We start from the raw sequence: 25,615 nt of genomic DNA on the forward strand, positions 1-25,615 counted from the left end.
GCAAGGATCTGGCGTATGGAAAAAGGCGCTCACCCCCATTTCAAACCGGGACTCACCACCTGGATTCTCACGAGTCTGGTGCTGGGGATCTCCTGTGGTTTGTTCTTTGGCGAACTGTGTGCGCCCCTGAAAACGGTCGGCGAGATTTTCATCGGCCTCCTGCAGATGACCGTCCTCCCCTATATCACGCTCTCCCTGATCCTCAACCTCGGTCGGATCTCCATCCGTCAGACCAGGCACATGGCCCTCACCGTTGTCAGCCTGATGCTCATCCTCTGGTGCATCGGTCTGTTCACGGTCTGCCTGATGTCCCTCTCCTTTCCCTTCTGGCAGAAAGGCGCCTTCTTCAGTACCAGTATCATCGAAGGCCCCCAGACCGAAAGTCTGTACGATCTGTTTATTCCGGCGAACCCGTTCTTCTCGCTGGCCAATAACGCCGTCCCCGCCGTGGTCCTCTTCTCGATCGGTGTCGGCATCGCGTTGAGCACCATCCCCAAACGCGAACAGCTCCTCGCACCACTGTCCGTCGCCGTCAATGCGTTGATGAAACTCAACCGCTTCGTCGTGCATCTCTCCCCCTTCGGAGTCTTCGCGATCGTCGCTTACGCCGTCGGTACGCTCCCCTTTGAAAAGTTCGGCCTGCTGCAGGCTTACCTGATTACCTATACCGTCGCCACACTGATTCTGACCGTCGGCATTCTCCCCATGCTGATCTCCATCTGCACCCCGGTCCGCTACTGGGATGCCCTCCGCGTCTCCCAGCCGGCCGTCATCGCAGCCTTCGTCCTCAGCAGTACCTTCGCCGTCCTCCCCATCATTGTGGAATCGGCGCGGGAAATCCTCGAACGCTATAAACTGGAAAAAGATGAAACCGGCGGTTCGCCCGACGTGTTGATTCCCCTCGTCTTTCCCTTTCCCGATATGGGACGTATCGTCGGTCTGATCTTCATTCCCTTTTCCGCCTGGTTCTACGGCTCCAGCCTGATGCCCGATCAGTACCCCAAGTTTCTCTCGCTGGGCATGGCTGGCTCTTTCGCCAAACCCGCGGTCACCATCCCCTGGCTGCTCGACCTGATGCATATTCCGCACGACATCTTCCAGCTCTACCTCGCGGTCGGCGTCTATACCACCCGCCTGGGCGATGCGCTGCGTTCGGTCTACCTCTTCTCCTTCGCAATCCTCACAGCAGCCTCGCTCTCGGGAACGCTCAAGGTGCAGTGGAAACGCTTTTTCGTCTACACAACGCTCTCGCTGGTCATGGCAGGCATTGTCATCGCCAGCATTCATACCGTTCTCGAATATACATTCAAAAACCTCTACCAGTCCAAAGCGATGATCGCCGACCGCCAGCTGCTCTTCCCCGGCGTCAAGGAAACCATCCTCAAAGAATCGACTCCCAACCCGGACCCGATCCAGCCCGGCGAAACGCGTATCGACCGCATCCGCAAACGTGGCAAGATCCGGCTCGGCTTCGACGCCAAACGGCTGCCGTTCTCCTACTTCAACGATCGCGGCGAACTCGTCGGCTTCGACATCGATATGGCCCATCGCCTGGCCCTCGACCTCGGCGTCGATATCGAGTTCGTTCCTTTCACACCCCAGACGCTCGTTAAACAGTTGAACGCAGACCACTTCGACCTCGCCATGTCCGGACTGGAAGGCACCATCGAACGGGCGACCGCCTTCCCCGTCGCCGACTCTTACATGGACGTCACCCTCGCCATGGTCCTGCACGACTACCGCAAAGTCGAGTTCCTCGAATTCGAGAAACTCCGGCATTCCCCCGACCTCAAAATCGCCGTGGTCGCCAACAGCTTCTTTGACGAAAAAGCACATACGTTCTTCCCCAACGCCAGCTTCGTTTCCATCAATTCCGAAGAAGACTTCTTCGAAGAAAAAGCCGACGGCGCTGACCTGCTGGTCACCAGCGCCGAAGCCGGTGCCGCCTGGACGCTCCTCTATCCCGAGTTCTCCGTCATCAATCCTCTCAAGAAAAACGTGAAGGTTCCCATGTATTACCTGGGCGCCCACGACATCGAGTTCGAAGAATTCATGGAAGTCTGGCTCGAACTCAAAAAGAAGGAAGGCGTCTTCGAAGAACTCTACAACTACTGGATCCTCGGCAAAGACAACAAAAACGCCGAACCCCGCTGGTCCATCATCCGCGACGTCCTCCAATGGGTAGACTGAATCCAGAATCATAATCGACATCGACACCACCCGGTCAAGCTCTCCTGAAAAGATCATTCATATGGGTGGGCTCGGATGCACATCCGGGCCGAGCGCAGCGAGCAGGAGGTCGCAGCTGCCGATCTCAATATAAGATGCGCCTCTCTGACTGTAATTGGGACGTAATTCAGGACTTTTCGTGGACCATAATATTTCTCACCTATCATGGTTCCTCCCAGATTTCTTCCCACACGTCCCCTTTTCCTGCTATACTGTACACACATGAATTGACCCGTCATTGTTCAATCGATTCCGTCAGGAACCAGCCATGTCCGTTCGTCTGCTCCTCAGCCTCACACTCCTGTTCTGTCTGACCTCCCCAACTTTGAGTACCGCTACCGACCCCGACCCAACCCCCGTAGCAAAGCGCGAACTCAATGCCGCGGAAACCGAACACGCGCTGCAACTCCTCGCAGAGGAACTCACCAAAAATCTCGACGCCATCCACACCTGGCAGGGAACCTGCCTCTTTCAAAATCAAGTCCGGTTAGCTGATCCGCGCATTACCAAAAATTCCAAATGGCAAACCACCGAGGGACAGTACACCTTCTGGCTGGATGAAATTCACGACCGCCTGCGGGTAAATTACCATAAAATCAAAAAGCCCGATGAGTTCAACCTGCTCACGCCACAGACTCCCATAAAAGTGGGTCATCCAACAAACACCCAATGGATCGTCCAGGGTCTGGACGTCTGGGAATTGGGTGAGGAACGGTTCGGCTCCGTCAAAGGTTTTCCCGAAGGAATCCTGATCCCAGGCTCCACAGGTCGCGTCCTGTTTCGCAAGCTCAGGTATGAATCCGAACACAACGGTCTCTTCTTCGATCCCCGCGAACTGGTTGGTAATGGCTCGCACACCTTTGCCAGAACCTGTCGTATGTACGCCGACGCACTGAGCGGCAAACCAGGCACTGAAGAGAATTCCAAAGTTACCAAACGGATTATGATCACCGAACTCACTCCAGACTCGAATCACCGTCAATACCTCGTCAAAATCGATTATAACTCACCAGAAATCGAAGCTGCCCCCATCCGCTCTGAAACAACCTACGACTCTCGCTTTGGTTTCAACGCCATCAAATACGAACAGTTCCGTGGCTCAAGACTGATCCATAAACGCACCTTTCTTTACAATCGGGTCGGCGATATCTTCTTACCTCACGAAGTCGATATTGTCCGCTTTAGTTCCCGGTTGGCAGACCAGACAGAAATCGACCTTCGCCAGAACTTCAAACTGGTCGAATCAAAACTCAACCAGCCACTCGATCCAAATCAGTTCGAAATCAAATCACTCGAGCTGAAACCCGGCGAACGCATCGTCGACCAGATCCGCGGCAAAGCCTTCGTCCAATACGAAGGCCGCCTGGTCCCCGCCAGCCAGTTTCCCCTATTAATCAATTAGACTCCAATCATATTCCACATCCCAGCGTTCCAGAATTTTCGTGTCTTTCGTGCTTTTCGTGGTTCCATATCCTCATTCCCCTGATCCGTTTCCCACCTGAAAACCCACGCACCACTGCCCCACATCCACGACACAAACTGAACTTGATTCCCTCCCGCCGATCCCTAACTTTCCCCCCTGGCTCGCGCGCGAGACGGGTCTATGAGCACCGAAACACAGCCCACCACTGACACAGCAGCACCTGAATCTCCGTCGTTTTTCACTATAGATCCACCTGTTTTCTGAGAACCGGTTCCCCAGAAACAGGTCACCCAAACGAGACAAAATCAGGCCACAGCGGGACAAATTCCGGGCCAGACCAGGACAAAATCCGGTCACATCAGGACAAAATTCTGTCTTGACCTCCCCGTGCCTTTGAAGATGATTCCAAAACATCAAACATGCCTCCTACCACACACAACACGAGGGGCGGCCCCATACGCCTACCCGCTTGATAAAACAAAACACCCACCCACCGTGAGCGGAATGAGCCCTAAGCAATTCGGGCCAAGCGCGCAGGAAACCACAGCCCCCGCGATCAAAACATCTCGTCTCAACAAATCGAGGAGCGTCCTCATCACCACGCATTATAAAACATCAGCACCAGCCACACCCAGCTGAATATCAGACACTGCACTGATCAGCATCCAACCACAAAACCAGCGACCACACTGAAATTTCATTCGTGTTTTTCGTGCCGTCCGTGCTTCATCAAATCCGCTCTGGAACGGACGCGATATAACAATAAATACTGCGGGGCACTGTGCAAACAAGATCCGCAGTAGGGGCGACCCTGCGTGGTCGCCCGCAGTTCGATAAATTTGCTGTCAGTAACTCGAAACATCCACAGCATCCATCCACACGTTAAATAAAATCACGTACCCCAACAGGCGGGCAGGCACACAGGCCAGCCTCTGCATTAGAATTTCTCAGGAGTTTTACGTGCCGACCGTGGTAGATATAAATTCATGGAAGCACAGCATTTCGCAGCCCCCACCCCGCAATCTCACGAAAAGTACAGCCAACGACGCAATTTTTCGATATAATGCACCTGAACCACATCCAACCTCCTCAGACGTGTGAGCAGACGATGCATCAACAACCACCTCAGGACCCCGACACACCTGACCTGCCAGACCAGGACCTGAACCACTTACGGCGATCTCTCATCGGCGCGGCTTCCGGTGCCGCACTCCCCGTGCTGGCCGGATTCTATTTCGTCTACCAGTTCTCAGCCTACACAGCCACTTTACCTCCCGACTCCGCAGTATGTGGCACGCCGTTAGTTCTCCCTTTTTGTCTCTTCTTTTTCGTCGCACCAGTCATGGCACTCATCGGCGGCGTAATCGCAGCACTCTTACCCTGAAAAAACCAACACAAGTGAGCGGAATGGCGCTAGCCACCGGTACTATCTCCAGCGTCGCTAAAATTACCGGCGGCTAGGTAGCGTTTATTTAATAGTTTTCTACGTGATCATAAGGTCGACAGCGTTAGCTATGTCAGTATCCACCGTGGCCGAGGGTATGCTGTTACTCTTGTTTTCAGGACTTCAACAGCAGAAAAGAAAATTAGCCGCAGGGCGTTAGCCCCGGTTGAAACGTCTTTGCTATATATCATCCGAATTAAGAAACGCTACCTGGCACCTTGCCGCTCAGAAAAAGCAGGGATGAGCCCGCATAAAATTCAGACCGATCGCAGCAAGCAGGAACCGGACCGTGTTATGGCCAAAAAGAAATCAGCATTAACTGATCAGCATCCAACCACACAACCAGCGCCAACAAGAAATTTCTTTCGTGTTTTTCATGCCTTTCGTGGTAGTCATAAATTCATGGAAGCAAACCCTTTCACGGTCCATCTCACTTCGGATAAACCCCCACACGCTTCGCCCATGCCTCCCACTGTGACTTCAGATCATCCACCACCGCGCGCCTCCGTTCCGCCAGGTCATTCAGTTCCGTGCGATCCGCTTTCACATCGTACAGCTCCCACTTCTGTGGCTGATACCCCTTGGCCGGCGATACACCCCGTCCCACCAGCTTCCAGTCACCGAAACGCACGAACGCGTTACTCTCATGCTCGATGAAGATCGGTCGCCCCCGTTCCAGCGGTTTTCCCGTCAGCGCCGGACGCAGTGAAATGCCATCCAGCGTGTGGATCTTGTTGCCGGCGAACGTTTCCGGATAGTCGGCTCCCGCCACATCGAGCAACGTCGGCATCACGTCAATCAGCTGTGCCGGGCTCGTGTACCACTCGGCGCGCGGCTGAATCTGTGCCGGCCAGTGCATCAGGAACGGCGTCGACGTTCCCCCCTCATGCGCGAAATGCTTATACAGCCGAAAAGGCGTGTTGGAAGCATTCGCCCACGCTTTCCCGTAACTGTTGCTGTGCTCCTGGTTCCGCTTCTCGACATCCCGGAACTCACCCCGACCAAGAATTCCCCCTTCGGCACAACCCCCGTTGTCCGCGAGGAACAGAATCAGCGTGTTGTCCAGCTGATCATGCGCCTTGAGCCAGCCTACCAGCTTGCCGATGTTTTGGTCGATCCGATCGATCATCGCTGCATAAATCGCCATCTTCAGATCCATCTCGTCCTGCTTCTCAGGCTTCAATGTCTCCCAGGCCGGCACCTCTGCATCACGGGGCGAAAGCCTGGTGTCTTCAGAGATCAGCCCCAGCTGTTTCTGTTTGGCCAGCCGGCGCTGACGGAGTTCATCCCAGCCGATCCGGTATTTGCCGCGATACTTTTTGATCTCCTCCTCATGCGCCTGTAGCGGCCAGTGCGGCGCCGTATACGCCAGGTACAGAAAGTATGGATCCGTTTTCTGTTTTGCGTTTTCCTGATGCTCCTTGAGAAAACGAATCGCGTAATCGGTGAAGGCATCAGTCGTATAAAACGGACGATCCGTCGTGCTCTCCGGATTCTCGATATCCTGGTTGCCGAACGTCATCCCCCGCGGCGCTACCGGATGGAAATACCGCGTCGCCCCCGATACACAACCGAAATATTTTTCGAACCCCCGCTGCAAAGGCCAGCGATCCTGGTCGTTAAATCCCAGGTGCCATTTCCCCGCCATGTAAGTCGCATAGCCGGCTGTCCCCAGCACCTCTCCTAACGTCACACATTGACGATTCAGATACCCCTGGTAAGCCGGCGGTTTGGAATAACCCCGCGTCTGATTTGGCGGATTCGTCATCCAGCCAATTCCTGTCTGATGCGGATGCAGTCCCGTCATCAGCGTCGCCCGCGTCGGACAGCAGCGTCCCGAATTATAAAACTGCGAGAACCGCACGCCCCCCGCCGCCAGGGCATCGATGTTCGGCGTTTCAATCTCACTGCCGTAACAGCCGAGATCGGAGAAACCCATATCGTCGACCATGATCAGAATGATATTCGGCCGCTCGGCTTGCGCCGCATCAGTCGTCAAAATAGTCAGACAGACGACCAGACAGGTCAGAGCAGTAAAGATCAACCGAACCATAAACAGGCACCCCATCCTGAGCGGAATGGCGCTAACCACCGGTAATATCAACAGCTTTGTCACACACAACCGACGGGTAGCGCCTTGCCGCACAGTTGGAGTCTAATACCATATTCCAAATCAATAAGAATTGAAACCGGGTGACCGCGAATGTAATTCACGGTTGTCGCAGACAACAGGAAACTGTCAGAGCACGATCACGAACGGGTAAGCAATCTCCGACCTCTGTTGCTTCCTGTGTCACAGTTTCTTTCAACAGTTCGCAGATCACACTGTGTGTTTCCTGCTCGCTACGCTCGGCCCGAATTACATTCGGGGCCACCCCCTGTTTTTTGTTTTCGTGTCTTTCGTGCTTTTCGTGGTTCATCTAATCCGTTATAGAAAAGACGTGATACAAACCAGATCCGCGGTAGGGGCGACCCTGCGTGGTCGCCCGCAGTTCGACGAATTTGCTGTCAGAAACTCGAACCATTCACAGGTTCCATCCACACCTTAAATAAAATCACGTGGCCCAACAGGCGGGCAGGCACACAGGCCTGCCCCTACCTCAGAATTCTTTTCGTGCCGTCCGTGGTAGTCATCAATTCCATACAATTCTTGGTTCAAACCTACGACCACAGCGATCGGAAATACTTCGCATCGACGGCCGTCTGGTCCAGGCATTCCTGGGTGCTCAACTCTTTCCAGCTGTGCCGGCCCTTGTACTCACTGTGCAGCGAGAAGATCCCTTCGTAACCCAGCTTCCGCAGTACATCGACGTATTCAGGAATCGGTGAAATGCCGTCTGCCACGGGAACCGTTTTGACTTCCCATTTCTGATGGCCTTTCTTATCCCGGCCTTCACCCCGTTCCCAGGCAAAGTTCTTCACCGCACACAATGAGATCCAGGGAGCCAGCAGATCGAGGCCCTGCCGCCAGCCGTCGCCGCTCCCCTCTTTGACCATATGCAGCATATCCACATACGCCCCGACTTCCTGCGGCGAGTAATCCTGGATCAGCTGATACAGCTGCGTTCCGTGTGAAGGCAGAAACGCATTTGAGTGCACGTGCACGCAGGGCAGAATTTCGTACTTCTGACACAGCTTCGCGACGTTGCCGATTTTCTTCGTCGTCTCTTTCAGCTGCTGCGCCAGCGTGCCGAACGGCTTGTAGCGGTAATAGCCGATCTTGATCCGGTCGATGCCCTGTTCCTGCGCGGTCGCCAGAATCCGTTCGGCGTTTTTGTCGGGCTCTTCAATCATCGTCGTCAGAAACAGGATCTTCACACCCGCCTCTTTCGCCGCCGCACACGCTAACGGCAGTTCCTGCTCCGCATTCTCAGGCAGGATATGCCCCTTGGGCCGCACGGTCAGATCGAGGCCGTCCAGGCCGATCGACTTGAACGCTTTACACACCTCGGGAATCGGCATGTCCTGAAAGCTCTTGGTGAACGCCCCCAGTTGATAGCCGTCCGCTGACTTCTCTTTTTTCGTCTCACCCGCCTGCACAGACGCGGATTCCGCTGCGCCGCCGGCCAGCATGGTGCCTGCCAGGGCCGAGAGAGACGCCTGTTTGAGAAAATCCCGTCGGGGAAGCCGATTATGAGGGTGGGGAGTATTCCGCATGTTGAAAACCTTCTTTATGATCAGTTGTCGGGTAGAATTCGAGGGAGACCTTTATATAGAGTATGATCACCGTTCGACCCATTTTCTACCGGTATTGACCGTTTTACTGAAATCCCAAAAGAACCACTGTCCGCATGTCTGAGCCGCTCACCCTGATCGCCACGTCCACCTTTGGCCTCGAAGCCGTCGTCGCCCGCGAACTGAAGCAGCTGGGCTACGAAGACCAGACGGTCGAAAACGGTCGCGTCATGTTCCAGGCGGATAAAGCAGCGATCTGCCGCTGCAATCTCTGGCTCCGCAGTGCTGACCGCATCCTGATCTGCCTCGGCGAATTTACGGCTCTCGACTTCGACGATCTCTTCGACGAAACCCGCGACCTGGAATGGGAACGCTGGCTGCCTCCCTCCGCACGCTTCCCCGTGCGGGCCACCGCGGTCCGCTCCAAAATCAACAGCGCCAAAAACTCACAGAAGATGGTCAAGAAAGCGATCGCCGAGCGTCTCAAGGATCATTACATCAAAGACTGGTTCCCCGAAGACGGCCCCATGTACTCGGTCAGCGTCTCGATCCTCAAAGATCGCGCTACGCTCTGTATCGACACCACGGGTCCCGGTCTGCACAAGCGCGGCTATCGCAAGCTGACAGCCGGTGCCCAGCTCAAAGAGACACTCGCCGCCGGGCTGATCCAGCTCAGCTACTGGAACAACGAACGTGCCCTGGTCGACTCCTGTTGTGGTTCAGGTACGATTCCCATCGAAGCCGCCCTCATCGGCACCAACACTGCCCCCGGACTCAACCGGAGTTTCGTCGCGGAAGAGTGGCACAAAATTCCCGCCGAACTCTGGAGTGAGGCCCGCGAAGAGGCCCGTGACCTGCAGGACCTCGACGCCCTCTCATTCCGTCTGCAGGGCTACGACATCGACCCCGGCATGATCCGCATGGCCCGCTACCATGCCCGCGAAGCGGGTGTCGATGAGCTCGTCCATTTTCAGGATCAGCCGGTCGCCGAATTCAGCACCCCCCGCAAGTACGGCTGCATCATCACCAACCCCCCATACGGGGAACGACTCGGCGAAAAGGAAGAAGCCGAGGTCATCTACCGCCAGATGAAAGAGGTCTTCGCGCCCCTGGATACCTGGTCGATCTACGTGCTCACCTCGCATCCCGGTTTCGAACGCATCTTCGACCGCAAGGCCCGCCGCCGCAAACTGTATAACGGGCGCATCGAATGCACCTATTACCAGTTTCCCGGGCCACCCCCGCCGCGCAAAAGGTCTCCCTGGGACGACGCGACGAATACGGATTCAGAGTCTACATCGGAAACAGACGCCGACGCCCCCGCTGACGACACAACCGACTCCGCCGACTGAAGTCAGCTGGACCACATATTACGGATATTCTTGCGAATATCCTCGGCCGTCGTTTCGATCTGCGCCTCTTCGGGCGTATCCAGATCCTCGGCGTTAAACGCAGGCCGCCGCTGAAACAGGGGGAGCGTCTTTGAAGAAATGAACCGCGTCAGCTGCGCGTAACTGTGTGCCTGGTTCCAGCGACGGTTCTGGAAATACTGGCGATGCGGGAAACAGACATAGAGCCAGTTCTTCGCCCGCGTGAGCGCCACGTAGAACAGCCGACGTTCCTCGTCGATCTCATCATTGCTCTCCAGCGACATCTCAGACGGAATGCTGCCGTCCGCCGCCTGCAATACATAGACCGCGTCCCACTCGAGTCCTTTCGAAGAATGAATCGTACTCAGCACCAGGAAGTCGTCGTCCGTCTTACTGCTGTCATTCGCAATGTCCTGCGTCGAACTGGGTGGGTCGAGCGTGATCTCTTCCAGGAAACTCATCCGGCTGCTGAACCGGCTGGCGACCTGCTCGAGCTGTTCCAGATCGCGCTGGCGGGCCGGCCCGTTGTCGTACTGCTGATCGAGCAGGGGACTGTAAAATGTCCGCACCTGGTGAACTTCGGACGAAATCCCTTTTTTCTCGGACTGCGGCGATGACAGGTTCTTCATCAGCCGAATGAATAAAGGCCAGTGCTCGACCGTCGCCGCCGGTGGTTTGAACTCCGACCAGGCATCAAAACGAAAACCGGATTCCGCCAGCAGGTTGAGCAGCTGCTGCGCTTTCTTCTGACCGATGCCCGGCAGCAATGTCAGCACACGCAGACCGGAAACCGCATCGCGGGGGTTCTCCGCCAGTCGCAGATACGCCATCAGGTCTTTGACGTGTGCCGTTTCAATGAACTTCAATCCGCCGTACTTATGATAGGCAATGTTCCGCCGCGCCAGTTCGACTTCCAGCGCGAGGCTGTGATGCGAAGCCCGGAACAGCACCGCCTGCTGATTGAGGGGAATGCCCGCCTCCAGGTGTTCGAGTACCTGCGTCACCACGAAGTCGGCCTGCTCGTTATTGTCGCTGCAGTCCACCAGAATCGGTGGCTCGCCGGCAATCTTCGACGACCAGAGTTTCTTCTCGTAGCGTTCATGTGCTTCATCAATGATCTGATTTGTCGCCGCCAGTATCGGCTGCGTGCTGCGGTAGTTCTCTTCCAGCGTGACCACCGTCGTCCCCGGATACTCTTCCGGAAAATCGAGAATGTTCCGCACCGTCGCCGCCCGGAAGGAATAGATCGACTGAGCATCGTCGCCCACCACCGTCAGACCTGCGCCATCGGGACAGAGATTTTTCAGGATGCCGGACTGTAATACGTTCGTGTCCTGGTACTCGTCCACCAGCACCGCTTCGAACTGACCTCGCAGCAGTTTACCTCCCGCGGGATCGGAAGAGAGTGCGTGCCAGAACAGGAGCAGATCGTCATAGTCGAGTATGTTCTGCTGCTCCTTACGATCGACGAACGCCTGAAACAGCTGCTTGAGTGCCTCTACATGTTCCAGGCACCAGGGGTAATACCGTTCGAGTACCGGCTCCAGCTTGAGGCAGGTATTCACACAACGGCTGTAAATCTCGACCAGTGTCCCTTTGCGGGGAAACTTGGCCACGTTGTTTCCCAGTTCGAGTTCACTCCGTAGAGAGCTCATCAGGTCTTCGGCGTCGCTGCGATCGATGATCGTAAAGTCATCCGGCAGACCGATCGACTGACCGTAGCGTCTCAGTAGACGCGCTGCCGTAGAGTGGAACGTACCTCCCCAGATGCTCCGTGAGCGAGCCGAGGCAGCATGTTCGCGACTATCGCCCATCGCCCGCAACAGTGCATCGACGCGGCGGACCATCTCATTCGCGGCTCTGCGGGAGAAGGTCAGCAATAGAATCCGGCTCGGATCGATGCCCTGCGAAATCAGCCAGGCCACCCGGTGTGAAAGCGTGGTCGTCTTTCCCGTTCCCGCACCGGCGATGATCAACAGCGAACCGGTATCGTGACAGGCCGCCGCCCGTTGCTGGGGGTTCAGCTGCGCGAACAGGTCTTCAATGTGTTGCGGAATCTCTGACATCCGTGCCTCATTGGGGTCGAACGAAGTGAAAAACGAAACTCAACCCCTATTTTCGCGGCACAGACGATGATCGCAAGGGGCGGCCGCCAAAATTGTGCAGAACGACCGTTTTTCCCTGCGTTCAGGCTCGTTTACAGCTCACGCAAACGCATATTCCGATAGTGCACCTGGTTCACCAGGTTCCCGTGAATCTGCAGCGCGATGATCCCCTTCAGCGGAATCTGCGGGTCTGCTTCGACATAATCGACCGTCTGCACTCCGTTGATCCAGAGCTGAATCCGTGGCCCCTGGCAGCGAATCCGATACGTGTTCCAGTCATTCATCCGGACGGGCAGGTCGCGAATCTCTTTGGGCGGACCGGCCAGAATCTTCCGTCGACGCGATTCGTCATACAGACACCCCCAATACCCGGTCCCCAGGTCGGCCTGGAAACCGCTGACTTCATGATCGTCGGGAATCTCTGCAGTACGAATCTGCACACCCGCGTTGGTCTTCTCGCCCAGCAGCTTGAATTCCAGAATCAGTTCGAAGTCTTCGTACTCTTTATCCGAACGCAGAAACTCGTTCTGCTTGACCTTCTCCGTCAGGCTGCCGGCGACGATCTCACCATCTTCAATCCGGAAGATCTCCTCGTTCCCGTGCCAGCCGTTAAATGTTTTCCCATCGTACAGCGGCTGAAACCCGAGTGCCTGCTCTTCCTGCGCCGCCTGGGCGCTGATCCGTTCCAGCTGCTGTTCTGCCCGCTGCTTGAGACCCGCGTTGTCTGTTGTTGTTATTACCTGCTGTAACGCATCTCGCAGCAGTGTGTTCTCGATCGGCGTTCCCCGTTCGGCCCACGATACAATCGTCGCGGACGCGGCAACGTTCAGATCTTTCTCCTTGAGCAGATTGATGGTGAAGTTGACCGCTTCGGGAGTCGGATAACGCCGCAGCACTTCAAACACAAGCTTCTTCTCATCGTTCCGCTCCGCATTCGCGAGCGTATTACGACAGACTTCCAGCCGTTCAGCCGGCGTCATATTCAGCTGCCGGGCCACGCGGATGTATCCCCGCAGCGCACGGATTTGATACTTACGATTCTCCAGTGACTGCGCCAGATCGAGCAGCGGCGGTGCGACATCAATCGTCACCCATTTGCCCAGCAGGTCGGTCGCTGTGTTCTGTAAGGCATCCTCATTCGAACGGGCCGCCTGCACCACGGTTTTCAATGCGGTCTCGCCGCCGATCGCTGCCAGCTGATTCAGGATCAGCTGCTGTTGCTCAATCGACGCCCCGTCCATCGCCTGTGCCAGCGTCTGCGCCGTCTCTTCGAGCGGCAACCGGGAGCAGGCCGCTTTGAGGGCATCGCTGATCGCAGCATCACCCGGATTCTTCACCGCCAATGTAATCAGCTTTGGCAGATCGTCTGAAGACGTCGTTCCCCCCAGTGCCTGGATGGCAGCCTGTTTGACTTCCGGATTCGAGTGACCCACCAGCTGATAGACAGCGGGAGTCAACGAACTCAGCCGACAATCACCGGCCAGCTGAAGCCCCGCCAGTTGCTGAGAGAGTGCCTCACTCTCGACCAGCTTCCGGGTACTCTCTTCAATCGCGGACTGCACTTTGTCAGCAGTTTGACTGCCGTTCATTTTTCCAATCGTATCTGCAGTCGCCTCGGTCAGAGCAGATGGACTCTGCTTGAGCTTTCCAAACAATGCACCGAGCACCTGCAGCTGTTCGTCAGCCTTCAACACAGACACCAGCTCACCCAGCGAGAGGACTGCCTGCAGTTGTAAGGCTTCACTGTCACTTTTCAGCGCCTGCTGAATCAAAGGCAGGGCACTCGCATTTTTGGACTGACTCAGCGCGGCAATCACGAGCCCCTTCCGCTCGTCAGACAGCTCCGGATAGACGGCCACTAACGTCGTCGACGCTTCCGGTCCCACCTTACGCGCTGCCTGCAAACCAGCCCGGAATCGCGCCAGGTCGTCGGCTTTGAGTGTTTTCGCTAACAGGTCGAACCCGTCCTTGCCCAGCAGCACAATCGCCCGCTGCGTCGCCGCCAGGTTGACGTTCTCCGGCAGATCCGCTTGCAACACCACTTCCGTCAGCTCGACTGCCTCTCCCTTGTTGCTGTCAGCCAGCGAACGGGCACACATCAACAGGGCAAACGCGACTTCCTGCTTCACCGCACCCCGGTCGGTTCCCAGCGATTGTTTCAACGTAGCCGCCGCATCGCTTGTACCAATCGCCCCCAGGGCATGCGCTGCTGCAATCGCGACTTTCGGATTATCATTCGCCAGCAGTTTCGCCAGTTCAGCGGTTGCCCCTTTGTCTCTCCGTTTCGCCAGCGAGTTGATCACCCCCACCAGCTGGTCCCCCTTGACCGACTTGAGAGCCGCTTCCAGAGCCTGGTCGGCAGCGTCAGCAGGAATGTTCTCCAGAGCCGAACGGGCGTAGGTCGCCAGTTTTTCATCACCGAGATATTTGGCAATCGCAGGCACCGACTTCGCATCGCCAATCGCCGCCAGTCGGCGACAGGCCATCGCTTTATCGTAAGTGGAAGCATCGGAATTAAGAACGTTGACCAGCCGGGTTGCTTCCGAATCGGATTTCTCCGCGGCGGAAACCAGGTTGGCAGAACAGAACAGACTGACAGAAAGAATTGTGAGCAGACAGAATCTGAACGAGAACATGAGTGAGGATCCCTCAAGTGCTGAAGTAGTTAAAGCTGATTCAGGAAAACGGATGACGACGGTCAGCGGCGTAGACTAAACGGTCCACGGCTCCCGCATGGCGCGGCTCCGCATGCGGTTCGCTTCATCATCATTCACGAATTCTTCTTTGACCGGATCAAATTGGACTTTGCGACCCAGCTTCCAGGCAATCGCAGCCGCGTGGCAGGCGATGTGCGAACGGGCCATCACGTCTTCATTCGCAGCCGGCTGCGAACGGGTTTTCACACAGTTAAAGAAATCACGTACATGGAACTTGGGCGATGTTCCCGGAATCGCACTCGGCGAGGGCAGGGAGGCCCGCAAACGGTTCGAGGAAACCGCCGTCTGTCCCGAGTCACCAGTTTCGACCCAGCCTTCTTCCCCTTCGAAACGGACCGGACAGGTTCCCAGACCCATCCAGCCATTCCGCCGCATGACCAGCTTCACGCCGTTTTCGTAGACGCACTCAATCACATTGTCGTTGGGCACATCCATCGGTTCATAGGTCACGGGCATCGTGTCATCCGCTTCCAGCGCCCACTGGCAGATATCCAGTGTATGCGCGCCCCAGTCGAGCAGCTTGGCCCCGGAATCGAAATCGTAATGACCGCGCCAGGCACCATCTACATACGCATGGTTATACGGACGCCACGGTGCAGGGCCGAGCCACATGTTCCAGTCGACCACTTCCGGATCGGGTTCGGGTTCGGCAGGCAGCCAGTCGTGACGATCGATCAACTGGTAGATCGAAGCATGCACGGTATGAATCTTCCCCAGCTGACCGGACTGTGCCAGATGAGCCGCATGCGCGAAGTTTGACACATTCCGCCGCTGAGTCCCCGCCTGGAATACACGGCCGGTACGCTGAATCGTCTGCTGCAGCTTGCGGGCCAGTTCAATGGAAATCGCACATGGCTTCTCGGAGTAAACGTCTTTCCCCGCTTCCGCAGCCATCATTGAAGCGGTCGCGTGCCAGCGGTCCCCCGTGGCAATCAGCACGGCGTCAATGTCATCCCGCGCGAGCAGCTCGCGAAAATCGCGATAGGTTTCGCATTTCTGATCGCCGTTGGCTTTGTCGGCCATTTCCTTTACGGTCTTCCGCTGATCCGCACGCACATCGGCGATCGCCACAAACTGCACATCGGGCTGTTCGAGCATGTGGCTCAGCACGTAGCCGCCCCGCCGACGAATGCCGATTCCCCCCAGGATAATTCGCTCACTGGGAGCAACGGTGCCGTTCAGGCCCAGCGCGGTGCCGGGAATGATCAGGGGGGCAGAAAAGACCGTGCTGGCGGCAGCAGCGGTTTTAATAAAATCACGACGATTAAGCGCACTGGAATTCGTCATCGGTTTCTCCTCAAAAGCCATCTGAGAACAGGCTGAGTTCGGGTATGTCGTCTCTGTGAGAGTACCAAAGGATGGAAACAGGCGGGATGCTGTTTCATTTATTGTAATGGTCCCGGCGGCGTGCGTCTCTGAAATTGGCCCCATTTTGTGCAGATTTGATGCTTTCCAAACTTAAGGAAACTTATAAATACCACGCTGCGTTCCGCCTCCCGCCGAACCGATTTTGCCCTCGAATTGTCCCTCTGCTATGATGCTCCCGCCCGACGACCGCTGACCTCCTTTTCCCTGTGAAAGACGAACCATGGGACAACGTTTTAACGAACTCTCCGAAAAACTGATCGACTTCATCAACGACCAGCGGCTGTTCTTCGTCGGCACTGCCACCGCCGACAGCCGCATCAATGTCTCCCCCAAAGGGATGGACTCCTTCCGCGTCCTGGGCCCCAACCGCGTGATCTGGCTCAACATGACCGGCAGCGGCAACGAAACCTCGGCCCACATCCAGCAGGACGGCCGCATGACCGTCATGTTCTGTGCCTTCACCGGCAAACCTTTGATCCTCCGGCTCTACGGACAGGCCCGCGTGATCCATCCCTACGACAGCGACTGGACGGAACTCTCCGCCCACTTCCCCCCGATCCCCGGCGCCCGCCAGGTCTTCGATATGCACGTCGATCTGGTCCAGACCTCCTGCGGCATGGCTGTCCCCTATTTCGATTACGTCGAAGAACGCGAACAGCTCAAAACCTGGGCCACCAAACAGGGCACCGCAGGCATCCAGCAATACTGGCACGACAAAAACCAGCAAAGCCTGGACGGCATCCCCACGCACATCCTGCAAGACCAGTAATGCCCGGCATGGTTCCCGCCGGCTATCTGGCCAAACGTGTCGCGACAGAGACCAGTTGGCTCGCCAACACTCAGGTCGAGGACATCTACGCGCTCAGTAACTGCATCTCCGACGACTTCGGCGACTACACTCAATTCTGGAAACACAACAATTACTGGCTCTTCAACTCCCCCGCAGTCCTCCTCGATCTGGCAGAGGAAGCGGGCCTCGATCTGACGGGCACGAAGCTGTTCTACTACGAAGTCTTTGAGCAACAGTACCATGCAACAGGTTCCTGGCAACCCTTCACCGTCGACAACGGACTGCCCACCCGCGTCGAAGTCCCCCCGACAAAACAGCTGGAAGGCTTCGACATCGTGACCTTCTCCCTGGGCCCTGTGCCGGAATGCTCCTGCCTTTCCTGTAACCTCATGGCAGAACTCGTGCCCGTCAATCGCCACTGCCTGCTGCAAACCTTCGAGGAAGCATATACCCTCTTGTCCGCAGACGTTTTCAAAGACTGCGAACCAGGCCCCTATCGCATCTTTGCCGTGTATTCGGTGACAGAACAATAAACGGGGTAACCCCGAATCAAATTCGGGCCGAGCGCCAGCCCCGATTCCTCACTCGGTTCCCTTTCCCAGTCCAACCTCCCCCGAATATGAATTACACGCAAATCACCTTGACCTTCGTCCCTCAACCAGATAAACATTCAGACAGATCAAAGCTCGTTTAGCCCCTGTTCCACGAAAGTTCACAGGTCCATGCAACAACTTAGGCTGATTCTCTTTCTGGTCGTTTCTCAGTTACTCTGGATCCCACTGGCGATGGCGGAGACAGACTCCGCATCGGCACCCCTCACAGCAAAAAAACCGCAGCACATTGAATTCGAGCGTTGGCGGTCGATCCTCAATGACTGGCGGGCGCGCCGCGATCAACTCCGCACCGCCCGGGTAAAGGTCCGCGGTGAAGAACAATGGTCTTACACCGAGAAGTTGGCCGCAGGGAAAACGGAAACACGCATCCTGCGGCAAACTTTTAAACTGGAGGGGCGACTGGATCTGAAAAGTCAAACTCAACGCTGGTCAACAACCCGCTTCGATGCTCAAAACGAAATTCATGTCCAACTTTCAGACTTGGAGCGAATCCGGTATTGGCTCAGAAACGGCGTTGCCAGTACGGTTTCCTTCCCGCTCCGTGTCTGGGATCCCGAGTTAAAAGCGCCCCGTTCGCTCAATTACTGGAATCCACTAGACTCTGGATTCAATCAGTTTGATATCACACAAAACTGGTACGATTCACAGAGAGAAGCAGACCTCTGGTACAAAGGCTTTCTGCTCACAGGTACCACGAATCAGAAAGACTCAATCAAACTCACCAGAGACAAAGCGGCTGGCCTCCTCTATGTCAGACTAAAACGATTTTGCCCAATCAATAGAAAACCCGGAATCGTGGTGAGCGAACTCTGTTTCAATGAACGGCAGGGCTCTACGCTGATCTCGCATAAGCGCTGGATATATCCCGAAAAACAGAAGCAACCCGAACATCCGTTTCGAGAGGTCACTGTCAGCTGGGAACAGGTCGATTCGATCTGGGTCCCCACCTCCGTGACGACCGTCCGCAGCCAGGGCCAAAATATTTCCAACCTCGAACTCGAATGGAGTGATCTCAATCTCCCGCCCAGGCAGAAAGCGCCTCGTGCCATCGACGACACCCCACTGGACTGGTCCAAGATTATGATTCTCTAATAGTCTCTTTTCTCACTCACAACAGCTTCAGCGAAACAACGATGAGCATCATCTCCACACCACACATCCGCCTTCCCCTAACCGGCCTGCTGTTCCTGGTCAGCCTCTGCCTGCAGGCGCTGCCCGTACAGGGGGAAGTCACCTTGATCCCTTCCGGCAAGGCCAGCATCTGGAAATATTACGACGACGCCACTCCGCCCCGGGCCGACTGGATGTTGTCGACTTTCGATGACCAGCCCTGGTCGTCCGGCCCCGCACCACTCGGCTTTGGCGAACCGGGAATCAACACACCGGCAGGCGTGGGCACCGATCCACAGCACCGACAGATCACCGCCTACTTCCGGCACACCTTTACCGTTCCCGCCGACTCCGGCCTCCGCCAGCTGGTCCTGTTGATCCGCAGCGATGGCGGCGTCGTCGTCTACCTCAATGGCACCGAGATCGCCCGCAACAATCTGCCCGCCGGACAGGTCACTCCCCAGACCACCGCCGTCAATGCTCTGGGAGGCGTGCTGGAGCGACTCTATCAACGCTTCACAATCCCGGCTGACAACCTCAAGGCCGGCACCAACCTGCTCGCTGTGGAACTGCATCAGGCGAATCCCCGCAGCACCGATCTGTATCTGGACCTGATGCTCCGCGGCTATCAGAGTGCCGCCGAGCTCCGGCCCATCCTCAAAACCGAACAGCAACAGGCGGCCCGCGATTACCACACGCAACATTACATCGCTCCCCAGCTCAAAATCCTGGACGGCTACATTGACGGCGGTCGAGGCATGCAGGTCGATCCCCGGGGACAGACCCGCTCCCGTCGGGAACTGATCATCGTCGACCGCCAGCGGGATCCCTCTCTGCAGAAACACCTGGAATACGCCCGCTCCCAGGAGGTCATGTCGCTGCCGCCGGAGAAACGGGCACTGAAACTCGCCCAGTACATTGACCAGAGCATGTCACTGGATCAGCAGAACCGTGCCACCATGGCAGCGGTCGTCCTGCTGACAGACGAGTACGCCAACCAGGGCGTCCTGATCGGCGAAGTGACCCAGCTCTGCGGTGCCGGCGTCTGTCGACATCGGGCGCTGCTCTTCAAGATCCTCGCCGATGAAGCGGGCCTCGACGTCGCCCTCGTTCGCGGCAACTACGGAGACGCCACCCGCCACGCCGGACATGCCTGGAACGAACTGCACCTCAAAGACGGCCGACGTCTGATTGTCGATGTGATGCACCGCCGCGTCGAACCACTGACCCCCACCGGCTCCCCGATCACCGCCCGCTACCTGACCATCGACAACAAACCCTGGTACGGCACGAAAGAACCAGAGACAGAGACTCCCCCCACCGAATCAGAATAATACTTCAGAGGAGCCCCCCCAAAGCTCTCCCCCCTCCACCGGGTGGGCTCGAATGCAATTCGAGCCGAGCGCAGCGAGCAAGAGGTCTTAGAGAATGCAATCCTGCACAAAACAATCGCCCCAGTTTTCATGCACGTAGACCGCCGGAAAGCCAAATCAGCCCCAGGACATCAGCCCCGGTTGAAACGATTTTGGTATGCACCGTTCGAAAAAAAGATCGGGTGGCCCCGAATGCAATTCGGGGTTGTCACAGACAACTGGAAACTGTCAGAGCTCGCGCACAACCCGGAAAGCGAACACCGACCTCTGTCGATCCCGTTGTCGCCGTTTCGTTCAATATTAAGCGGTAAGTAAATAGACGCAATCTGAAGTAGGGAAAAGGCTTATGTTTTGATCTATGATCACCGTGAGGCCGTAATGTGCATTGGCATTAATGCGTAAATTTGATTACTATAGTACTCCGCCAAGGCCAAAAATATCCTAAATAAGTTACCTAATGTATATTGATTTGACATATAATGTAGGCAACAATTAAACGTCTTGGTGCGAGATTATACTTAAGCCTTTCCAAAACAACGGCTTACTCTTTGGTGCGGTCTATGGTACAGGTGTACTTAACTTTTCTCTGTTTCGTAGTACGACTTTTGGGAATGAAATGAAAGAACCACCGCATTTTTCGAATGCACCAATTACAGAAGCTATTATCAGCATTAACGTTGAGCCAGCAGATAATATTAGTCTTAAAAAATTGGAAAAGGTTAACTTAGGGGCGTCCTATCCAAATAAACAAGAGCGAATTGAATCAAAGGTAACACTTGAACACACAGCAGATCGGCAAAATACATCAACAACAAGTGATACCCGCGGTTATTTTTTTCTGAGTGAAGATAAAAAAAACGTTTATCAAAGTTGCAAAGGGTTGTATGCATTTAGCCGGCTTAAGCCATATGATTCTTGGCAACCATTTCAAAGCGAGGCTCAAAGAATATGGAATATTTATCGCGAAACAGTCGAGCCTGAAAACATATCAAGGCTGGCTGTACGCTTTATCAATAAAGTTGAAGTACCTCTACCTTGCCCAGATATTAGTAGGTACTTCAATTTTTACCCAGAGTCCCCGGACTCAATAGAACAAATGGTCAAAATATTTATCAAATGTGTAAGCCGTCTTAATGACATCGATGCATTTGCTTCCTTGACTCTCGCTAGGATTGAATCCGAGTCTGTAAATAGCGCAGCGTTCATTCTCGATATCGAGGTTTATAGAGATGATAAAATTCCGCAATCGGAAGAAGAAATCTGGGCATTGTTCAATAAATTCAGAGATAAAAAAAACCAAATCTTTTTAGAGTCATTCAAAGAAGATTATTTGCAGGAGTTTAAATAATGGCACCCTGTGTACCTGTTGACTTGCCTCCATCTACCACATCGTCTGTACGTCGAAGCAGTACTATTCCAGTTGCCGTGAGCCACGAGGCAGGGAAAGAATTGTTCGACCTCGTAAACAGCTTAGAATGCCAACGCAAAAATACTGGAGAAGAACTTGCGCGAACATACACTGGCAATGACGATGAAACTCTGGCTATGCCAGAGGTTGTGGTTGCCAAGTTGGAGGTGGATATTGTGGATGGTGGGGTCGCGGAATTCATCGCAGCAGACGAAGACTAAGCCAATGAATGCTTGGTGGTCTACGCCTGATGGTACTGCACTGGTACAGGGGGAATTGATACGCAATTTTGATTTTCCAAGGCTTGATTCCATTCCCACGGGGAGTGATAGACCTGAGATGAAAATCATTAAGGCTGATTGTATCATCCTTACCCAGAGTTGCGACTTAGAAAATCGTAAGGTAAATGAAGTATTACTTTGTAAATGCTACTCGTTGAGAGCAATATGCGAGATACATCAGCACTATAAAGATATCAAAATGCGTGAAGACATCCGGAAGGGCAATGTCTACGCTTGTTGCATGCTAACCTCTCCAGACAATGATGAAGATCCCGAAGAGAATTTGATTGTAGATTTTAAATCTGTAGTCAGCGTTTCGAGAGAATACTTAATGCAATTCATCGAAATTAATAATGTTGAAAGAGTATGCTTGGTATCTCCCTACACTGAGTACCTGTCACAAGCGTTCGCCAAGTTCTTTATGCGTGTAGCACTTCCAGTTGGCATTGAATCCTTTAAGAAAAAATAAGCCTAAACTCTGCTCATTTTTTCTACTTCCATTCTTAGCAAACTCTGCCCCCAACATAATTCATACACTCAACTGATACTACATAGAGCGTAGCGACTTCGTATCAGATCTGACAACCCGCGAATATGAGCGGATGTCAGTAGCGATATTTCGAGGAATGGTAGGAGAGAACTAAATCTCAAACCCCGGCTCGGCCCGAATTTTATTCGGGGCCACCCTCTGATTCACTTGCTTGTGTTTAAAAGGCCCCCACCCATTCACGGTACCGGGCCCCAGATCTTTTCCAGCAGCGCAAACATCCGCGGGTCGTGCGTCTTCAGTTCCGCGCGGACGAACGGATAAAAATCGTTCACGCCGAAATACGCCTCGGTTGACTCGGCGAAATACTCCTTGTGGTTGTTCATCCCGTAGTGCTGCACCGTCTGACCGGTGTGTGACAGCACTTTTTCATACAGACCGTTTTCCTTCGCAGCATCGTAAACGGCAATCACCTCAGGCTGATCGAAACTCAAGACCTGATCGTGGTAGGCGTGTGCCAGCTCATGCAGGACCACATACGGATGCTGGGCCCACATGTTCCGGGCGAACAACTGTGCGGCCACCGGAATATGCACGTGCTTCGCCAGCCGCGGATCATGTCCGTTCGCCACGAGCCAGGCCCGGTTGGGATGGTACTGCATACGGTCCAGTTGCGGGTGCTTGAGTTCCAGCCAGATCCGCACCTCCTGTAACTGTTTCACCCGTTCCGCAGGCACGATGAACTTCACCCGCTGCAGGTGGTTCCCCAGCGCCGCGAGCGCCTGCGCTCCCACCTGCGCATGCGGCTCGGAAAACAACGCAGGATCGACGTCCACCTGCCAGCCTTCCACTTCCCGTTCCACCGGATCAAACGACGGAGCAGGGGAGTCCGCCAGTAACGGCGGACATACCAGGCTCCAACCGACAGTCACCACAATCAATGTCAGCCAGCCAGCAACCGTCCGCGAGAAAGTTTGACAATGCCGCATCAGAGGGCCCTTTTTTCTAAATGCAGGAATCACAGAGGTTTCGATTTTAATGGCTCCACAGCAGGAACGAAACGCAAAAACCGATTTCCGGTTTTCCCACTGGCATCCCACAGACGAACGTCTAAAATGAGTTCAGACGCGTCCACTTCCTGAAACGTCTTTGAGTTGCCCTGTCATGAATCTTGAAACCCAGACCGAATCGACCCCGAAACCTCCGCGCTCCTGGCGGCAGTCGCTGCCCGGCGGCCTGCTGGATAAACCGCAAAACGGAAAACAGATGCTCGTTTATTATGTCTCACGGGTGCTCGCGTTTTATGTCATCGCGATGCTCATACTCATGCTCGCACAGCGACGGCTCATTTATCAGCCGACCCGCGTCCCTGAACTTTCGACAGATCAGACCGCTGCCCCGTACGGCATCATCCACGAAATCACCACCACGACCGACGACGGCCTGGACCTCAAAGGCTGGCACTACCTCGCGGGACAGGTCGCCTGTACCGACCAGGGGGAGTGCGATGCGGAACTGGCCAAAGGCCGCCCCGTGGTGATTCTGCTCCACGGCAACGGAGGCAATCGTCTGCATCGCGTGGAAACCTGCCGTCTGCTGGCCAGCCTGAACCTGCACGTCTTCGCCTTTGACTATCGGGGCTACGCCGAAAACCCGGGCAGTCCCTCGCAAACCGGGTTACTCAACGATGCTCGTGCCTTCTGGAAATACGCGGTCCGCGAACGCAAGGTCGACCCGGGGCGGATCATCCTCATGGGAGAATCGCTGGGAGGCGGCGTCGCCACCTTACTCGCCAGCGAACTCTGTGAACAGCATACGCCACCGGCCGGGCTGATTCTGCGTTCTACCTTCAGCTCGATGGTCGATGCCGCTTCGCACCACTATCCCTGGGTGCCTGTCTCCTGGCTGCTCTGGGATCAGTACCCCAGCCAGTCAGTCATCCCCAACATCGTCTGCCCGCTGCTGGTCATCCATGGCACCGAAGACGAAATCGTCCCTTACAAGCTCGGCAAAAAACTGTTCGACGCCGCACCGGCTTCCTCGGAGACCGGGATTCCCAAGCAGCTGGTCACCATCGAGCGGGGCAGTCATAACGGGCTGATGTATGAAGCACGCCTCAAACTCAGAGACGCCTACGACGATTTCACCCGCGAACTGTTTCCGGCGCCATCCCTGCCCTGACTCAGGTGCGTTTGCTGCGAAAATCGCTGGGTGTCTCGCCGGTCAGCTTGCGAAACGTACGCGTGAAATAAGCGGGCGAAGAGAAGCCCAGCTTACGGCTGATCTGGTCAATCGTCATCGAAGGATTACAGAGCATCCGCTTCGACTGCCAGATTTTGATTTCGTTGAAGTACGCCATGATGCCGCAGCCGTATGTTTTCCGAAACGCATTTTTCGCAAGCGTCGGACTCACGTGTAACTCCCCGGCGACTTCGGAAATCGTCAGTCGGTCATTCACGCGGTTCAACAGCAGTCGGCGGATCTGCAGCGCGATATCGTCTTCACTGCTGGCAGCAGCTGCCGGTTTTAAGGAGTCGATGACCAGCGACAGAAACGACATCAGACTGCTGGCGACTTCCAGTTTCGAGTGTGAGTGTTCGGCAACCAGTTGATCGGCCATCCGCCAGAACGCATGCTGCAGTTCGGGGTTTCCCGCGGAGCTGAGGGGATGCACACCGGTCACCAGCGTTTGCAGATCATGACAGGCCTCGGCCATTCCCGAATCTTCGGGCCAGTCACCCAGTCGTTCCGGATCGACCAGGAATGCAATTGTAGAAGCGGTATGCGGGCCGCTGTTCATCCAGTGATGATCCACGCCCGGCCCGATCATGCAGAAGTCGCCTGAATCGAGCACCTGTCCGCCATCGGGGGTGAGCAGTGTTAATGGTCCCTGCAGACTCCCATGCATGGCGATCACCGCGTGGTTATGCTTCTGCGTCGTGGTTCCCGCGGGAAAGTGACCGGAGGTGAACCGGGCGAACGGCCCCGGCGTTGGATGATAATAGGCCAGGTAGCTCCAGCTCTGTTTCAGCGATCCCATCCGCTTTGGTCGCGTGGAGGGGAGGTAGTAAGACAGATCCGCCTTTTCGGCGTCCGGAGAGAGTTCACGTTGAATGAAAGGAGACAGTCGCTCCGTTTGATTGATGGAAGATTCCTGACGCATGGGTGCCCGACTCGTCTTCTCTGGTTCGTAATTCTGCGAACGCGATTCAATTTCCCTG

General features: G+C 55.3%; 19 protein-coding genes. 12 read left to right on the forward strand and 7 right to left on the reverse strand.

What is annotated here, in order from left to right; genetic code table 11:
- Positions 1-15 precede the first annotated feature (15 nt).
- From HG66A1_RS30980 to HG66A1_RS30990, 3 genes are all read left to right on the forward strand, one after another.
- Complete coding sequence (locus tag HG66A1_RS30980) at positions 16-2,190, forward strand: cation:dicarboxylate symporter family transporter (protein ID WP_145193325.1); 2,175 nt, start codon at positions 16-18, stop codon at positions 2,188-2,190.
- A 307-nt stretch (positions 2,191-2,497) separates the two neighbouring features.
- Complete coding sequence (locus HG66A1_RS30985; protein WP_145193327.1) at positions 2,498-3,631, forward strand: hypothetical protein; 1,134 nt, start codon at positions 2,498-2,500, stop codon at positions 3,629-3,631.
- A gap of 1,129 nt (positions 3,632-4,760) precedes the next feature.
- Positions 4,761-5,036: a hypothetical protein gene (locus tag HG66A1_RS30990; RefSeq protein ID WP_145193329.1), complete on the forward strand. Its 276-nt coding sequence runs from the start codon at positions 4,761-4,763 to the stop codon at positions 5,034-5,036.
- 490 nt (positions 5,037-5,526) lie between these two features.
- Here HG66A1_RS30990 and HG66A1_RS30995 read toward each other — a convergent pair whose 3' ends face one another.
- Both HG66A1_RS30995 and HG66A1_RS31000 read right to left on the reverse strand, forming a co-directional pair.
- On the reverse strand, positions 5,527-7,149 hold the full coding sequence (locus tag HG66A1_RS30995) for an arylsulfatase (RefSeq protein WP_145193332.1): 1,623 nt from the start codon (positions 7,147-7,149) through the stop codon (positions 5,527-5,529).
- A 608-nt stretch (positions 7,150-7,757) separates the two neighbouring features.
- Entirely contained in the window at positions 7,758-8,753 is a 996-nt protein-coding gene (locus HG66A1_RS31000) for a TIM barrel protein (protein ID WP_145193334.1), read from the reverse strand.
- 134 nt (positions 8,754-8,887) lie between these two features.
- Between HG66A1_RS31000 and HG66A1_RS31005 the strand changes: the two genes are divergently transcribed.
- On the forward strand, positions 8,888-10,123 hold the full coding sequence (locus HG66A1_RS31005; protein ID WP_145193336.1) for a class I SAM-dependent RNA methyltransferase: 1,236 nt from the start codon (positions 8,888-8,890) through the stop codon (positions 10,121-10,123).
- Positions 10,124-10,125: 2 nt separating this feature from the next.
- On the opposite strand, the gene HG66A1_RS31010 is transcribed toward HG66A1_RS31005, so the two are convergent.
- From HG66A1_RS31010 to HG66A1_RS31020, 3 genes are all read right to left on the reverse strand, one after another.
- On the reverse strand, positions 10,126-12,207 hold the full coding sequence (locus tag HG66A1_RS31010; RefSeq protein ID WP_145193338.1) for an ATP-dependent helicase: 2,082 nt from the start codon (positions 12,205-12,207) through the stop codon (positions 10,126-10,128).
- 131 nt (positions 12,208-12,338) lie between these two features.
- Entirely contained in the window at positions 12,339-14,882 is a 2,544-nt protein-coding gene (locus HG66A1_RS31015; protein WP_145193340.1) for a family 16 glycoside hydrolase, read from the reverse strand.
- A gap of 75 nt (positions 14,883-14,957) precedes the next feature.
- Positions 14,958-16,250 carry a Gfo/Idh/MocA family protein gene (locus HG66A1_RS31020; protein ID WP_145193342.1) on the reverse strand — a complete coding sequence of 431 codons (1,293 nt, stop codon included), beginning with the start codon at positions 16,248-16,250 and terminating at the stop codon, positions 14,958-14,960.
- 301 nt (positions 16,251-16,551) lie between these two features.
- Here HG66A1_RS31020 and HG66A1_RS31025 point away from each other — a divergent pair, with 301 nt between their 5' ends.
- From HG66A1_RS31025 to HG66A1_RS31055, 7 genes are all read left to right on the forward strand, one after another.
- Positions 16,552-17,100 (forward strand): pyridoxamine 5'-phosphate oxidase family protein, encoded by a 549-nt coding sequence (locus tag HG66A1_RS31025; RefSeq protein WP_145193344.1) that lies wholly within the window; start codon positions 16,552-16,554, stop codon positions 17,098-17,100.
- The gene (locus HG66A1_RS31030; RefSeq protein WP_197996896.1) at positions 17,100-17,654 is read left to right on the forward strand and encodes a hypothetical protein; all 555 of its coding nucleotides are present in this window, start codon (positions 17,100-17,102) and stop codon (positions 17,652-17,654) included. Before HG66A1_RS31025 ends, HG66A1_RS31030 begins: the two co-directional genes overlap by 1 nt.
- Positions 17,655-17,843: 189 nt before the next feature.
- A complete protein-coding gene (locus tag HG66A1_RS31035; protein WP_145193346.1) occupies positions 17,844-18,827 on the forward strand; it encodes a hypothetical protein in 984 nt (327 codons plus the stop codon).
- A 41-nt stretch (positions 18,828-18,868) separates the two neighbouring features.
- A complete protein-coding gene (locus tag HG66A1_RS31040) occupies positions 18,869-20,179 on the forward strand; it encodes an EDR1-related protein (RefSeq protein ID WP_145193348.1) in 1,311 nt (436 codons plus the stop codon).
- A 655-nt stretch (positions 20,180-20,834) separates the two neighbouring features.
- A complete protein-coding gene (locus HG66A1_RS31045) occupies positions 20,835-21,566 on the forward strand; it encodes a TIGR04255 family protein (protein ID WP_145193350.1) in 732 nt (243 codons plus the stop codon).
- Entirely contained in the window at positions 21,566-21,847 is a 282-nt protein-coding gene (locus HG66A1_RS31050; RefSeq protein WP_145193352.1) for a hypothetical protein, read from the forward strand. The genes HG66A1_RS31045 and HG66A1_RS31050 overlap by 1 nt, the downstream gene beginning before the upstream one ends.
- Positions 21,848-21,851: 4 nt before the next feature.
- Positions 21,852-22,376: a hypothetical protein gene (locus HG66A1_RS31055; RefSeq protein ID WP_145193354.1), complete on the forward strand. Its 525-nt coding sequence runs from the start codon at positions 21,852-21,854 to the stop codon at positions 22,374-22,376.
- Between the two features lie 257 nt (positions 22,377-22,633).
- Here the strand turns inward: HG66A1_RS31055 and HG66A1_RS31060 are convergent, their stop codons facing one another.
- Positions 22,634-23,383, reverse strand: coding sequence for an anthrax toxin lethal factor-related metalloendopeptidase (locus tag HG66A1_RS31060; protein WP_197996897.1), 750 nt, complete (start codon positions 23,381-23,383; stop codon positions 22,634-22,636).
- 175 nt (positions 23,384-23,558) lie between these two features.
- Between HG66A1_RS31060 and HG66A1_RS31065 the strand changes: the two genes are divergently transcribed.
- A complete protein-coding gene (locus tag HG66A1_RS31065; protein ID WP_145193356.1) occupies positions 23,559-24,575 on the forward strand; it encodes an alpha/beta hydrolase in 1,017 nt (338 codons plus the stop codon).
- Position 24,576: 1 nt separating this feature from the next.
- On the opposite strand, the gene HG66A1_RS31070 is transcribed toward HG66A1_RS31065, so the two are convergent.
- Complete coding sequence (locus tag HG66A1_RS31070) at positions 24,577-25,557, reverse strand: AraC family transcriptional regulator (RefSeq protein WP_145193358.1); 981 nt, start codon at positions 25,555-25,557, stop codon at positions 24,577-24,579.
- Positions 25,558-25,615: the final 58 nt, after the last annotated feature.

This window comes from Gimesia chilikensis, from assembly GCF_007744075.1.
GTDB lineage: Bacteria > Planctomycetota > Planctomycetia > Planctomycetales > Planctomycetaceae > Gimesia > Gimesia chilikensis_A.